Annotated in this window: 16 protein-coding genes, 2 tRNA genes and 1 pseudogene; 8 read left to right on the top strand and 11 right to left on the bottom strand. The window is 41.1% G+C overall.

The window, feature by feature from the left end; all coding sequences use genetic code 11:
- The 4 genes from AMD27_RS14770 to AMD27_RS14785 form a co-directional block, all read right to left on the bottom strand.
- Positions 1-846, bottom strand: coding sequence for a class I SAM-dependent methyltransferase (locus AMD27_RS14770; protein ID WP_081405983.1), 846 nt, complete (start codon positions 844-846; stop codon positions 1-3).
- Between the two features lie 232 nt (positions 847-1,078).
- Positions 1,079-1,154: transfer RNA gene (locus tag AMD27_RS14775), tRNA-Phe, on the bottom strand.
- A gap of 134 nt (positions 1,155-1,288) precedes the next feature.
- Positions 1,289-1,364 (bottom strand) — tRNA-Phe (locus tag AMD27_RS14780).
- Between the two features lie 199 nt (positions 1,365-1,563).
- Positions 1,564-1,941, bottom strand: a complete 378-nt coding sequence (locus tag AMD27_RS14785; RefSeq protein ID WP_067661912.1) for a GNAT family N-acetyltransferase — start codon at positions 1,939-1,941, stop codon at positions 1,564-1,566.
- A 94-nt stretch (positions 1,942-2,035) separates the two neighbouring features.
- On the opposite strand from AMD27_RS14785, the gene hisB reads away from it, so the two are divergent.
- The 3 genes from hisB to AMD27_RS14800 all read left to right on the top strand — a co-directional run bounded on the left by hisB (position 2,036) and on the right by AMD27_RS14800 (position 3,926).
- Positions 2,036-2,629: an imidazoleglycerol-phosphate dehydratase HisB gene (gene hisB, locus AMD27_RS14790; protein ID WP_067661914.1), complete on the top strand. Its 594-nt coding sequence runs from the start codon at positions 2,036-2,038 to the stop codon at positions 2,627-2,629.
- On the top strand, positions 2,629-3,246 hold the full coding sequence (gene hisH / locus AMD27_RS14795) for an imidazole glycerol phosphate synthase subunit HisH (protein WP_067661917.1): 618 nt from the start codon (positions 2,629-2,631) through the stop codon (positions 3,244-3,246). The genes hisB and hisH overlap by 1 nt, the downstream gene beginning before the upstream one ends.
- Before the next feature lie 131 nt (positions 3,247-3,377).
- A complete protein-coding gene (locus AMD27_RS14800; protein WP_067661919.1) occupies positions 3,378-3,926 on the top strand; it encodes a DUF805 domain-containing protein in 549 nt (182 codons plus the stop codon).
- Positions 3,927-3,957: 31 nt separating this feature from the next.
- On the opposite strand, the gene AMD27_RS14805 is transcribed toward AMD27_RS14800, so the two are convergent.
- Complete coding sequence (locus AMD27_RS14805) at positions 3,958-4,365, bottom strand: helix-turn-helix domain-containing protein (protein WP_067661921.1); 408 nt, start codon at positions 4,363-4,365, stop codon at positions 3,958-3,960.
- A gap of 100 nt (positions 4,366-4,465) precedes the next feature.
- Between AMD27_RS14805 and AMD27_RS14810 the strand changes: the two genes are divergently transcribed.
- From AMD27_RS14810 to AMD27_RS14820, 3 genes and pseudogenes are all read left to right on the top strand, one after another.
- Complete coding sequence (locus AMD27_RS14810; RefSeq protein ID WP_228140672.1) at positions 4,466-5,137, top strand: 3'-5' exonuclease; 672 nt, start codon at positions 4,466-4,468, stop codon at positions 5,135-5,137.
- A gap of 498 nt (positions 5,138-5,635) precedes the next feature.
- The gene (hisA, locus tag AMD27_RS14815; protein ID WP_067661924.1) at positions 5,636-6,367 is read left to right on the top strand and encodes a 1-(5-phosphoribosyl)-5-[(5-phosphoribosylamino)methylideneamino]imidazole-4-carboxamide isomerase; all 732 of its coding nucleotides are present in this window, start codon (positions 5,636-5,638) and stop codon (positions 6,365-6,367) included.
- Positions 6,368-6,498: 131 nt separating this feature from the next.
- Positions 6,499-7,380: pseudogene (locus AMD27_RS14820) on the top strand (DMT family transporter); the annotation flags it as partial.
- A gap of 30 nt (positions 7,381-7,410) precedes the next feature.
- Here the strand turns inward: AMD27_RS14820 and AMD27_RS14825 are convergent.
- From AMD27_RS14825 to AMD27_RS14840, 4 genes are read right to left on the bottom strand one after another with little or no spacing between them, the layout of a single operon-like run.
- Positions 7,411-7,716, bottom strand: a complete 306-nt coding sequence (locus AMD27_RS14825; RefSeq protein ID WP_067661926.1) for an antibiotic biosynthesis monooxygenase family protein — start codon at positions 7,714-7,716, stop codon at positions 7,411-7,413.
- Between the two features lie 58 nt (positions 7,717-7,774).
- Positions 7,775-8,167 carry a DUF4870 family protein gene (locus AMD27_RS14830; RefSeq protein ID WP_067661928.1) on the bottom strand — a complete coding sequence of 131 codons (393 nt, stop codon included), beginning with the start codon at positions 8,165-8,167 and terminating at the stop codon, positions 7,775-7,777.
- 55 nt (positions 8,168-8,222) lie between these two features.
- A complete protein-coding gene (locus AMD27_RS14835; protein WP_067661930.1) occupies positions 8,223-8,852 on the bottom strand; it encodes a DUF1294 domain-containing protein in 630 nt (209 codons plus the stop codon).
- Between the two features lie 16 nt (positions 8,853-8,868).
- Positions 8,869-9,819, bottom strand: coding sequence for a homoserine kinase (locus AMD27_RS14840; RefSeq protein WP_067661932.1), 951 nt, complete (start codon positions 9,817-9,819; stop codon positions 8,869-8,871).
- Positions 9,820-9,929: 110 nt separating this feature from the next.
- Between AMD27_RS14840 and hisF the strand changes: the two genes are divergently transcribed.
- Positions 9,930-10,691: an imidazole glycerol phosphate synthase subunit HisF gene (gene hisF / locus AMD27_RS14845; RefSeq protein WP_322843242.1), complete on the top strand. Its 762-nt coding sequence runs from the start codon at positions 9,930-9,932 to the stop codon at positions 10,689-10,691.
- Positions 10,692-11,098: 407 nt separating this feature from the next.
- Here the strand turns inward: hisF and AMD27_RS14850 are convergent, their stop codons facing one another.
- The gene (locus AMD27_RS14850) at positions 11,099-11,698 is read right to left on the bottom strand and encodes a sterol desaturase family protein (protein WP_067661938.1); all 600 of its coding nucleotides are present in this window, start codon (positions 11,696-11,698) and stop codon (positions 11,099-11,101) included.
- A 474-nt stretch (positions 11,699-12,172) separates the two neighbouring features.
- Here AMD27_RS14850 and aqpZ point away from each other — a divergent pair, with 474 nt between their 5' ends.
- The gene (aqpZ, locus tag AMD27_RS14855) at positions 12,173-12,889 is read left to right on the top strand and encodes an aquaporin Z (RefSeq protein WP_067661940.1); all 717 of its coding nucleotides are present in this window, start codon (positions 12,173-12,175) and stop codon (positions 12,887-12,889) included.
- 89 nt (positions 12,890-12,978) lie between these two features.
- On the opposite strand, the gene AMD27_RS14860 is transcribed toward aqpZ, so the two are convergent.
- A complete protein-coding gene (locus AMD27_RS14860) occupies positions 12,979-13,224 on the bottom strand; it encodes a hypothetical protein (RefSeq protein WP_067661946.1) in 246 nt (81 codons plus the stop codon).
- Between the last annotated feature and the right edge of the window lie 32 nt (positions 13,225-13,256).

Consider the following 13,256-nt stretch of genomic DNA (forward strand, 5'->3'; position numbering starts at 1 on the left):
CTAAGTATAGGCCACCATGCATTCTTTTAAGCCCATAGAGACTCGTTTAAAGATCGAAATGGTCTTGGTTTGATTACGCACATAACTTTGCTTATTCTGTTTGGGCTTTAATTTTCCAATTCTTAAAAAAACAGGAAAGTGAATATCAACATCAGTATTTTTATTTTCTAAATAATCAATGATGGCTGTTAAGGGATCGACATAGTCATCAGCAGCGTTTTGAGTGCGGTGATGTTTGAGTCCTGTCCACGTATTTAAATACCCCACAAACTGCGCAGTCGACCAACTGAGCTGCATATCAAGCTCAGGTGTTGCAAGCTCCTCAAAAGGAAAGGGAATACGCTGATAAGACTGATCCACATGCTGGCGCTCAGCATCCCAGTATTCACCTAAAACATTGCGATATAAGTATTCAATCAAAATATTCAGTTCAGGGTCTTCTGTTCTGACCAAACCATAGCCAATCACCGCCAAGATGCCATCTTTTTTTAAGGTTCTTTTAACTTCTTTATAAAATTCTTCAAAGTTAAACCAGTGAATTGCCTGTGCAACGCTAATCAAATCAAAGCTTTGATCTGCAAATGAAGTCTGTTCAGCCTGTTGTACCTGATAACTGACATTTTCAAAATAAGGCGCTTGATGTAGTTGCTGCGAACTTAAGTCTGTTGCCACTATCTGTTCAAAATAAGGCGCCAACAACTGTGTAAATTGACCTGAGCCTGCACCACAATCCCAAGCAAACTGCTGTGAAGACACATGCTTTAATATTTCTTCAATCACTTGATGTGGATAGGTCGGGCGAGCTTGCTGATACAACGCACTTGAATCTGAGAATAAATCTTTCATTTTTTAATTCTTGTTGTTATAGCGATTATTTTATACCCACTTTACAGCTTTTAAAATTTTCAAAACCTTAATTGTGTCTAACAATACAAAAAGTATGGCTAGATTTTCAGGATTTTTCCTCTCATTTCCCATACAAAAAGTATTTGTTTAAAAGGAAAATGTCTTTTTGGGATTCAACTGAATGTTCGCTCATAAAAAAACCCCAAACATACGTTTGAGGTTTTTTTGAATATGGTGGCGAGACCCAGGATCGAACTGGGGACACACGGATTTTCAATCCGTTGCTCTACCTACTGAGCTATCACGCCGATGCCGTGTATTAAGCCGTAACTGCGCTTATTAGTCAATAACATTCACGCCTTTTTTATTCGTTCGGATAAATTTTACCCAAAAAAAATCTCTGATGGGATCAGAGATTGAAATCTTTAAAAGATTTTGAATATGGTGGCGAGACCCAGGATCGAACTGGGGACACACGGATTTTCAATCCGTTGCTCTACCTACTGAGCTATCACGCCGATGACGCGTATTAAACAGTTTCAGCGAGATATCGTCAAGTCCGTTTTCTTTAATTTCGTGCAAATGCTTAGTTTTAAATCAATTTTGGCAGTTTATTAAGATCAAGTGCTTAAAAGTAGATCAGATTCGAATGTTTCCCATAAAAAACCAGCGCTGTTCGCCACTGGTTTTAGCTCCGATCAATGTGCCAATAAGGATTTAGATTTTCTCTAAGCTCATTAAACAGCGGTGAATCGCTCCACAGCCTGGCTCAAAGCTTTTCACGCCCTTATCTTCTTCCATGCGACAGACCTCACCCACCAATCGCTCAGCAACACCACGCCCACGATTTGCGGGGTGCACCACGATATTTTCAAGCGTTCGGCTTTCACCCTGACCTGTGGCCCAGATTGCGCCAATGATTTTTGTATTAAATTCTGCAGTATAAAGTACTGTATACTGAGCAAGGTTTTGCTCAAGTTGTTCTATAGCATCCTGACCATCGCCAAACTCGGGACTGGTATCATATAAACGCTCAAGCTGTTCACGAACTTCTTGATTTTGAATCGAAGTTTTCGCATGTACGGTAATAGGCATTGATTAACCCTCCTGAGCAATCTAATATGCTGTGGCTTTCGTCACAACGAAGTATCTACATTCATCATTTTTAACGTTTTTGAGGAACGTGTCTATGACGCAACGTATCAGTGAAGTGGTAAGAAACACTAACGAAACCAAAATTCGAGTTCGTGTGAATCTTGATGGTACGGGTCAAGGCACCCTCAATACAGGTATTCCATTTTTAGACCATATGATCGATCAAATCAAGCGTCATGGCTTATTTGATATTGATATTCATTGTGATGGCGATTTGGACATTGATGATCACCATACAGTAGAAGACTGTGGAATCACATTGGGTCAGGCGTTCGCGCAAGCATTGGGTGACAAGAAAGGTTTGAAGCGCTACGGTCACTTTTATGCACCGCTGGATGAAGCACTCAGCCGTGTTGTGGTGGATCTTTCTGGTCGTCCAGGTTTATGGATGGATATTCCGTTTACCCGTGCACGTATTGGGACTTTTGATGTCGATTTATTTTCAGAATTCTTCCAAGGTTTTGTCAATCATTCACTGATGACCCTGCACATTGACAATTTGAAAGGCAAAAACAGCCATCACCAAATTGAATGTACCTTTAAAGCATTTGCACGTGCGCTACGTATGGCATGTGAAATTGATCCGCGCGCTGAAAATACAGTGGCGTCTACCAAAGGTACATTGTAATGACCCGTATTGCTCTTCTTGATTATGGCATGGGAAATTTGCACTCTGCCGCGAAAGCATTAGAGCATGTCGGTGCAACCGTCGATGTCACCAATGATCCGAAACTGATTGCTCAAGCAGACAAGATTGTATTTCCCGGTGTCGGTGCAATGCGTGACTGTATGCAAGGTATGCATGAAGCTGGTATTGACGAGGTTGTGCGAAACGCCGTGTTCAACAAACCTGTTTTGGCCATCTGTGTCGGCATGCAAGCCTTAATGCAGTGCTCTGAGGAAAATGGCGGTGCAGAATCCTTAGGCATTTTTGAAGGAACGGTCAAACACTTTCCAGAAATGGCAGGTTTAAAAGTGCCGCATATGGGTTGGAATCAAGTGCATCAAGCTGATCCGAGTCATCCCATGTGGAAGGACATTGAACAAGACGCGCGGTTTTACTTTGTACATAGCTTCTATGTTGAACCTAAAAATACTGACTTGGTTGCAGCGACGTGTGCTTACGGTATCGATTTCTGCGCCGCGATTCATCAAGACAATTTATTTGCGACACAGTTTCACCCAGAAAAAAGTCATACCGCAGGCTTACAACTGCTGAAAAACTTTGTGGAATGGAACATTTAATAATGAAAACCCACTTCGGTGGGTTTTTTCTGGTGTAAAAACAGCCTGTATTTTTAAAATAATAAGTTTGCTATGATCCATAGCGCAATACATTAAAAAAACGCTTAAAACTTAAAATAGGTTAATTAAAAATGAATCAAGCATTTCCTATAGATAAGCCAACCCGTGTATCAGGACGTTTTGGTCGCTTATCTTATCTTGCATGGCTATTTATCAGCTCTATTATTTTCATGGTCATTGCTGTTGTTTTGTTCGCAATATTTGGCTCTGTTATAGATCCACAAAATCCTGAAAATTTCTCAATTCCCGCTATTATCATTGCAACGATCCTTTATATTGCATTTATTTATTTTTCTTTTATTTTTATGATCCGCCGCTTACATGATCGTAATCATTCAGGTTGGCTGTCATTATTAATGTTTGTTCCCGTATTGAACATTGTATTCGCGTTATATTTAATTTTCGCTAAAGGTGATGCGGGAAGCAATAATTTTGGTGCACCACGAATTACCCCAGGTTGGGAAAAAATAGTGGGTTGGCTATATATTTTAATGATTCCTCTAGCAGGCGTATTGGCCGCGATTTCAATACCTGCGTATCAAAGGTATATTGAAAGTGCCCAACAGGCTCAGCTTCAGCAACCCTATAGCGAATCATATCAACAGTCACCTCAAGAATAATTTAAACTAAGCCCATCAAAGGATGGGCTTTTTAGTCTTCAAATCCATCCTTTGAGACAAAACCACCCGCAATAGGCACAACATTAATTTTAATCTCAGCTTTCAAATTCAGAGCTGCATAACGAGATTTTAATTCTGCAATCAATTGATCGGGACTCGCTTCCGTCAGCAAAATATCGGTTTTGGTGTCTTTTGAGTTTTCATTTTTTTTCGGAATTTTACTCTCTGCAATCCAGCGTTCAGTGACGCTAAGTAATTTTGCCAGCTCAATTAAGCTTTGAGCATTCGGTGTCGCCGACTCTTGCACCCATTTAGACACCGTGTCTTTCGAAACACCTAAAGCATTCACAATATCGGTGGGTTTGATATTTTTATCTTTGATTAACTGCTTAATCCGTTTTGCACCTTCACTAAATAAGTCATCATCCTGATTTGCCATGTTTTACACCAACACTGAGTTAAGTTGTTCTATTAAAGCTATCACTATACGCGGGTTTATTGCTATAACATTAAATCTCAAATCACTTAAAAGTATTGCTGTGCTGCCGCCTCATAAACATCCGCTTATTGAATATACCCTCCCCAGTCTTGAAGACATTCGTCATTACCCACGTTTTCGAAATCTCGCGCCTGAACATATTCTGCTGATTTCTTCACGAGTACAGTGCCAAAGCATTGAAACTGACATTAAAGCCGCGGTTCTTTTAGGTTTCGATACGGAGTCTAAACCCACATTCACTAAGGGCGAGATTTCTACAGGACCCCATCTGATTCAATTGGCGACGGCTGAAAAAGCTTATTTATTTCAAGTCAATACTGAAACGCTAGAATTTTTGAAACCGATCCTCTGCAATCCTGCTCAAATCAAAGTTGGTTTTGGTTTAAAAAATGATGCGCATTTATTTCGTAAAAAAGGCATTGAACTCAATGGCAGTATCGATTTAGCAAAATCATTTTCTGCATTCGGCATCAACAATCCACTGGGTGTAAAAAATGCCATGGCATTATTGTTTCAAGTTCATTTTCAGAAAAATAAAAAAATCAGCACCTCCAATTGGGCAAAGAAAAATTTAAGCGTAGAACAAATCTTCTATGCAGCCGCGGATGCTTACGCGCCTGTGCTGATCTTTAACAAACTGATGAAGTTACAGCTTTTGGATCCATCTATTTCGCGTAAATTCAATATAGAGTCCGAAAAAAATAATGCTTAAAATAAGACAGAAACGTAGTCATACGTCGTCTCATTTAAATTCATTATGCAATTTGAAATACGCAAATATAATCTTCAGTAAGCTTAAAAGAGCATCAAAACTCAGCACCCAAAGATATGAAATTAAGCACGGTTTAGTTCCAGCCAGTGAATACTTTTCTCATTGAACCCAAACATTGATGATTTAGGCGCAGATCAGTCAAATCAGCTTGTTAATTCCCTTCAATCGAAGCCAGTCTTATGTGTAAGGGAAAGCCGCTTTGAAGATGCCCTAAAAATGCTTTGGTAAAACCCAATGAAATGGAGATAGACACAATATAAAGAATAGAATCGGGCGATGAATAGCATAGAATAACAACACGCTTCTTGCCCTTTAAACCGCCGTAGCCATACAGCGGTTTAATTTGAGCAATTTGCACAATTGCGTTTAGCGATTCAGATTTTATTTGCTAAGATTACATTCATTAAATTCAATGAGAATGAGGCAAGGAGCGAAAGCATGCTGATCATCCCTGCAATAGACCTGAAAGATGGTAAATGTGTCCGTTTAAAACAAGGTCGTATGGAAGACGATACCGTATTTTCTGATGATCCAGTGGCAACAGCACAGCATTGGGTGAATGAAGGCGCACGTCGCTTACATCTGGTCGATCTTAATGGTGCTTTCGCAGGTACGCCGATCCACAAACCTGTGGTGGAAGCAATTGCACGTGCACAACCCGAACTTCCAATTCAAATTGGTGGTGGTATTCGCTCACTTGAAACCATCGAGCATTATTTAGATGCAGGTGTTTCATTTGTGATTATTGGCACCAAAGCCGTTCAAGACCCTGCTTTTGTTGAAGAAGCATGTCGTAAGTTTGCAGGTCATATCATTGTTGGAATTGATGCCATAAATGGCATGGTTGCAACCGATGGCTGGGCAAATGTCACTGATGTTAAAGCCACTGATCTTGCAAAACGTTTTGCAGATGCCGGTGTTTCGAGCATCGTATATACCGATATTGCACGTGATGGCATGATGCAAGGCGTGAACATTGAACAGACCGTGAATCTTGCGACCTACTCAGGTCTTCCAGTCATTGCCTCTGGCGGTGTCACCAACCTTGATGATGTACGCAACCTTAAGGGTCAGCCTGGCATCTTGGGTGCGATTACAGGTCGTGCAATTTACGAAGGCACACTTAACCTTCGTGAAGCTCAAGCTTTATGGGATGACCAAGCCATCTAAACGATGGCTTAGGATTTAAAACAGGTTTAAATTTAAAAATAGTCTTATCATTTAAAAGAGGTCTTGATGACCTCTTTTTTTGGCTTTGCTTTACACTAGCGCTTTCATTTTCTCCACACTGTTATCTTTTGATGTTTACTCTCTCCGCTCACTTTCAACATGCCAAAGTGCCACAACTTGCGCTCATACTCATCACCATCATTTGGGGTGGTAGCTTTATTACCGTTCAATACGGACTCAATTTTAGTAGCCCAATTTTATTTGTCGGATTTCGCTTTGCCGCAGCAGCGATTGCGGTCATGCTGATTTCAATGCCTCATCTTAAAGGTTTTACCCTCAAAGAAATCGGGGCGGGTGCATGTATTGGCGCCTTGATTGCGATCGGCTATGGCACGCAAACCATTGGCTTAAAAAGTATTAGCAGCAGTGAGTCAGCGTTTTTGACAGCGCTGTATGTCCCGCTGGTTCCCATCCTGTTATGGATATTATTTCGAAAAAGACCCCATTTTATGACTTGGATGGGTGCATTGTGTGCCTTCTTCGGCTTGCTATTTTTAACGGGAAATGGCCTCGCTGCCATTCAACTGAATTTCGGTCAAGCCATCACGCTGTTGGGTTCTATTGCAATTGCACTTGAAATTATTCTCATCAGCCATTTTGCAGCACAGGTCAATCTACAGCGGGTCACGGTGTTACAACTGATTTTTGCAGCATTATTTTGTTTTGTGCTCGCACCAATATTCGGAGAACGAGCTTTACCTCGTTTTGAATGGCAACTGATTTAGTATTGCTCGGTCTAGGTGTCGCCAGTGCCTGTATTCAATTGGTGATGAACTGGGCACAGCGTCAGGTCGATCCTTCACAAGCCGCTATTATTTATGCAGCTGAGCCTGTTTGGGCAGCACTGTTTGGACGTATGGCAGGTGAGCGCACCTGCTCTGGCATTACTTGGCGGACTATGTGTGGTGATTGGCGTTATTTTAAGTGAGTGGAAACCGAAGTTTTTTCAAAAAAATAGCGCCTCTCTAGGCTTATTTAGACACTCATTTTATTTTCAACATCATACACGGTTGATAATACTCAACCTTTGGCATGGGTGCATAAAATGGATGTAACAATGCTTTCCAGTGCTGATAGGCTTCAGATGTTCTGAAGCCTCCCGTATGGTCTTCGAGATGATCCCAAAAGATCATCAAAATATACGCATCTGGCTGTTCAATATGCTTGATCAGTTGCACTGCATTCAAACCTTGCATCGGCGAAATCAGCGTTTTTGCCGTCTGAAATGCCGCTTCAAAATCTGCACTTTGATGGGGTTTAATTTTCAAATGCACATGTTCAATGATCATTAGGATCTTATCTCGACATTCCGCTTATTAGAATGAAAACCATACATGCTGAAATAACCTATTGATACATGCGTTGATTGTCATTTAAACGGATAATCCCTCGAATCGCACGATAGACAATCCAGACCCAAGACAAACCGATGACGGTCACACAGAACGTGGTTGCACCTAGCGCAACACCTGCGAATGCATTGGAGTTTTCACCGGTGAGGAATAAGAAAAGAAACGGCACAAATGCGATGATATTCCAAATCAGATACCACCAAAATGTCCGAATTTGCCAGGTAAAGTGACTTTCAAAAATTGAGCCTTGCACACTGCTTCGTTTTACATAGTTAATAATCAGTGCAATCACCGCCAGAATCCCTGCTGAGAAAATGGCAATAATATAGAGCACATATAAAATCAAAGTTAAGCTTCGATTGGAATCTCGATCAATTGAATAATTCATGATTATGCCTTGTCAAATATGTCTTTAAATTTGCTTTTTAAATGTCACCTTGGATTCAAAACACCATTGAATTTAATGGAGAGATAAGCCAAAGAAGCATTAAAATATTAAACACGATGGTACAGAAATAGATCTTTCGAAACGGTTGCTTTTGTGTTTTATGACGCAGTTTTTGCTGTGCAAGCCATGCTGCGGGCCAACCACCAAGGACTGACAAGATATGCAGTGTATTTTCAGGCACACGGCGATTTCCTGCTTGCGCCGCTTCTTTATCTTGTGCATACATCCAGTAGGTGATGGCATTCATCACACTGATCAGCAATAAAAGCATACTATTGAGTACGCCTGCCACAGTCAGACCAGCAACCACTAAAATGTATATCACAATCGCAATCTGCATGGGCTGCATTACCGTCTTGTTTGCTGCTTTGGATCTAATATGAGATTGTTGCTTGGTTTTTTGCGTTTGTGATGCTTTTAAATAAGTCACTTGCTTGGCTTTATAACGTCCCTGTCCATCCAATTGCACCAGATACTCTAAGGCACAGCCAATAATGGGACGCGGACCAGGACGGATAAAATCCTTGATATGTAAAAATACACGACCTTTCGATCCATCCTCAGGTTGAATAAAGCCATAGCCTTTATCATCAAACCACTCTACCAACCGACCTTGATCGCGCATCCTGACTTCCTTTCAATTATGCTGTAACAAACTTAAGACGTTCTACCAGCATATTACGCATCTCATCTGGATTTTTCTGCAAAATATCATCACCTGTACGACCCAGTTCTGCATTTTTCTGCGCGACTTGTAAACGCATCATCCAAAAACGCCCTGCTGCCATTGCCAAATACAGCTCTAAACACGATTTTTCATCTGAGGTCAGTGGGCGGATATCTTCATACGCGTCCAAAAAGGCATGTGCTTTGGCTTCATTTAAATGTACTTCTGGATATTCGGTACAAAAGTCATTGATGCTAATGGCAATATCAAATAACCATTCATCTTTGTTCAGCTCATAAAAATCCAGAATCCCTTTGAGTTGATTGCCCTCAAACAAGGTGTTATCACGGAATAAATCTGAATGAATAAAACCCTTTGGACGCTCTGGATACATGGCTGTAAGCGTATCATATAAGCCTAATAGGTTATTTAAAAGCACGCTATCGGCTGGGTTTAAACTCGGCTTAATGGCTGTAGCCACATTACGCCAGTAGCGATGATTACGGTACTCGGCACGTTCTAGAGGAAAGTCTTTCAGCGCCACATGAATTTTCGCTTGTGCTGCACCTATGGCTGCCACTTGTTCAAGGGTAGACGGCATAGGATGATGCCCCATTAAACGCGGTGCAATTTGTGCAGGTTTATCCTTTAAAATTTGAATGGCACGACCGTTTAAACGTAAGGGTACAGGCACAGCCACACCTTGCTGACCCAAATGCTCAAGTACAGGCACCAGTTCATCTGCGCCCTGCTCGTCCATCTCTTCAAAAATAGTCAATACAAACTGTTTTGCATCCGCGCAAACCAAAAAGTAGTTGGTATTTTGAATACCGCCTTGAATGGGAATCAGGTCAATCACCTCCAATCCATAAGGTGCTGCAAAATCCTGAACTTCCTTTAAAGTCAAAGGGGTATAAACCGACATAGAAAACCTGCAAAAAAACTTACATAATTTTGATAGAATACCCGCTCCTACTATGAAGGTGTAGCATCTTCGTGGCGAAGTTTCATAATCGGCTGTTATTTTTGGAAAAAATTATGCTTGCTAAACGTATTATTCCTTGCCTCGACGTAGATAACGGTCGAGTGGTGAAAGGCGTTCAATTTCTTGATATTCGTGATGCAGGCGATCCAGTTGAAGTAGCGCGCCGATATAATGAACAAGGTGCAGATGAAATTACCTTTTTGGACATTACTGCCACTTCAAATGGTCGTGACACCACCTATCGTACTGTTGAACGTATGGCTGAAAGTGTATTCGTTCCATTAACCGTAGGCGGTGGTGTTCGTAAAGTCGAAGATATTCGTTTACTGCTGAATGCGGGCGCAGACAAAGTCAGCATCAACTCAGCAGCCGTGTTTAACCCAGAGTTTGTGCAAGAAGCTTCTCAGCGTTTTGGCGCACAATGTATTGTGGTGGCCATTGATGCAAAAAAAACACGCGACAATAAATGGGAAATTTTTACCCACGGTGGTCGTAAAGCCACGGGTATTGATGCGATTGATTGGGCAGTAAAAATGGCCGAATACGGCGCAGGCGAATTATTGATTACCTCTATGGATGCCGATGGCACCAAAGCGGGATATGACCTTAAACTGATGCGCCAAATTAATACCCGCGTGACTATCCCAACCATCGCATCTGGCGGTGTCGGCTGCTTACAACATTTGGCAGATGGCATTATACAAGGGGGTGCAGATGCGGTACTTGCAGCTTCTATTTTCCACTTTGGTCAGCATACGATTCCAGAAGCCAAAGAATACCTTGCGAATCAAGGTATTGAAATGCGTCTGTAATGGATCATTTTTACGTGACTGTTTGAAGTGTGAATGCTAAAAAAGAGTGTGCCAATCACACTCTTTTTTATATCCAAAAATAAAGACGAATCTCGCAGGCACTGGTCTTTCATAGATAACAACAGATAAAAAACCATTGGAGAGCTGCAAAAAATCCAGACCACTGACAGCACTTCTAGACTAAACAGTCCAAGATATAAAACGCGATATCGGGTATGAGCCTCAACATAAGAAGTATAATTTAAAAATAAAATCAATGTCTTAGATCAGATAAAATTGAGTCGAAGCCTTCGCGCTTTAGCGCAAATGTACCGAATAGCCTTAACTATTTATAAAAAAACCACTTCGTATGGCAATAGCATTTCGACGATATTGAGCTCAATTTTTCAATACCAATATGAGCCTATTTATACAGACAAGCGCGGTTTCACCCACGTTGCAGGGAAATAGCTATTCACCGTTTTTGTCAGCCAAATTGAAACGGTCTTAGGCAGAGTCACGCCCAACGGATTTTGCTCTTCCAGTTCCACTGACGAAATCACCCGTGTGCCCAATAGATAGTCAAACCATGGCTTGGTTACACACCAGTTGGCATCCTGATTTGAATTCATATGATGATCATAATGCCAAGGGATTTTACGCTTCGCCCATTCAGGTTCTAAGTGTGCGCGGCGATGCACATAGTAATAATTAGCTGCACTATAAAATACCGCCAAGCTCATGCCCTTCGAGATAGGATAAAATAACGGTGCAAAAACCACCACCGTCACGCCAAGTGACATAATTTCATTGCGTGTGCGCCAATTGCGAACACCTTCGACATAACCATAATCACTAAAATCTGTTTTACGTACTTCTCTATGATGTTCCCAATGTGACTTCATACTGTCGGGCACGGGACTAAACCGTGGCTTTCCCGCGCGATGTGTACCGTGTAACACATACTTATGCGCGAGCCACTCAAATCCATTGGCAACAATTAAACCGGCTACAAATCCTTTGATCATGTTTAGACTCCGTCTATTTTTTAATTCTGTTCCTGTTTTTAACTATAACGTCGCTTGCGGGTTGATCATTGACTTCAATCATTTTATTTTTAAATAATTGCGACATTTTTAAGGATGCAAATTCTCTTTTTTTTAAAGCCAATTTTACAACTTATTTGAACCATACAGTGTCTAGATCTACGTCGTTTTTGAGTCAGAGCCGATTTTAAAAAAATTACTGCCTAGCTTTTAAGTATCTAAAAACATACTATATTTTAGATACTTTTAACATGAATGGATAGGATCGCTCAGGCATACTGGATGCAGATATGAAATAGCTCCATACAGGAGCCATAGAAATAATCTGTGCAATTTGTCATTTTTTTAACTTTTTTTATTTAAATGGATTAAAATTTACGCACAACACAATAAATACCCCCCTTTGTAATACATCACTTTATATCAATGAGTGTAGAAAAAAATAGGACAAATATAATGAATAAGTATTTCGCAGAATTTTTAGGAACATTCTGGCTGGTCTTTGGTGGCTGTGGTAGCGCTGTCTTGGCCGCGGCATTTCCAGAATTAGGTATTGGTTTCGCTGGTGTTTCACTGGCATTTGGTTTAACGGTACTCACCGCAGCCTATGCACTGGGACATATTTCAGGTGGACACTTTAACCCTGCGGTAAGTGTGGGCTTGTGGGTCGGTGGTCGCTTCGATGCTAAAGACCTGATTCCCTATATTGTGGCTCAAGTCGTGGGTGCAACAGCAGCAGCATTTGTACTTTACCTGATTGTACAAGGTCAAGCCAGCTTCACTGGTACAGGAGGATTCGCGACCAATGGTTATGCTGAACTATCACCAGGCAGTTATGCGCTAAGCGCTGTCATTACCATTGAAATTGTGCTAACTGCATTTTTCTTGATTATTATTATGGGTGCAACCGACAAACGGGCACCTGCGGGTTTTGCACCCATTGCAATTGGTTTAGCTTTAACCTTAATCCATCTGATCAGTATTCCTGTGACCAATACTTCTGTAAACCCTGCCCGTAGTACTGGCGTGGCTTTCTTTGCAGAAACCGCTGCATTAACGCAGTTGTGGGTCTTTTGGGTTGCTCCCATTATTGGTGCCGTCATTGGCGCATTAATTTATAAAGGCATAACAAGTAAGCACGATGAATCTAGTTCAGTTGTAGTTAAACCTTAAGGTTTAATATTGAACATTTAAGCCATTACTCATATAAAAAGCCTGCATCTGCAGGCTTTTTTACGTGTTCAAATTTTCTGTGCAAAACACTATAGAAATGGATTTTCGATCTCATTTTCGGAACTGCTTTGAATCTTTTCAGGCAACTGTTGTTCTTGTTCCAACTGCATCACAATTGCATTCAAGTAAGCTTGCAAGGCTTTCGCCGCTGCTAAACCCGCTTGATCCTTGGTCAGTTGTAAGTTGCCATAAATACTGACCCGATCTAGATCATTTTCCAAGGTTAAATCATGAATCGAATGTGACTCTGTACCTTGTTCAAAAGGTTTAAACATTTTTCGTTCTCTTCGATTTTGTTTGTTTTAAC

Origin of the sequence: Acinetobacter sp. TGL-Y2, from assembly GCF_001612555.1 — a bacterium.
GTDB lineage: Bacteria > Pseudomonadota > Gammaproteobacteria > Pseudomonadales > Moraxellaceae > Acinetobacter.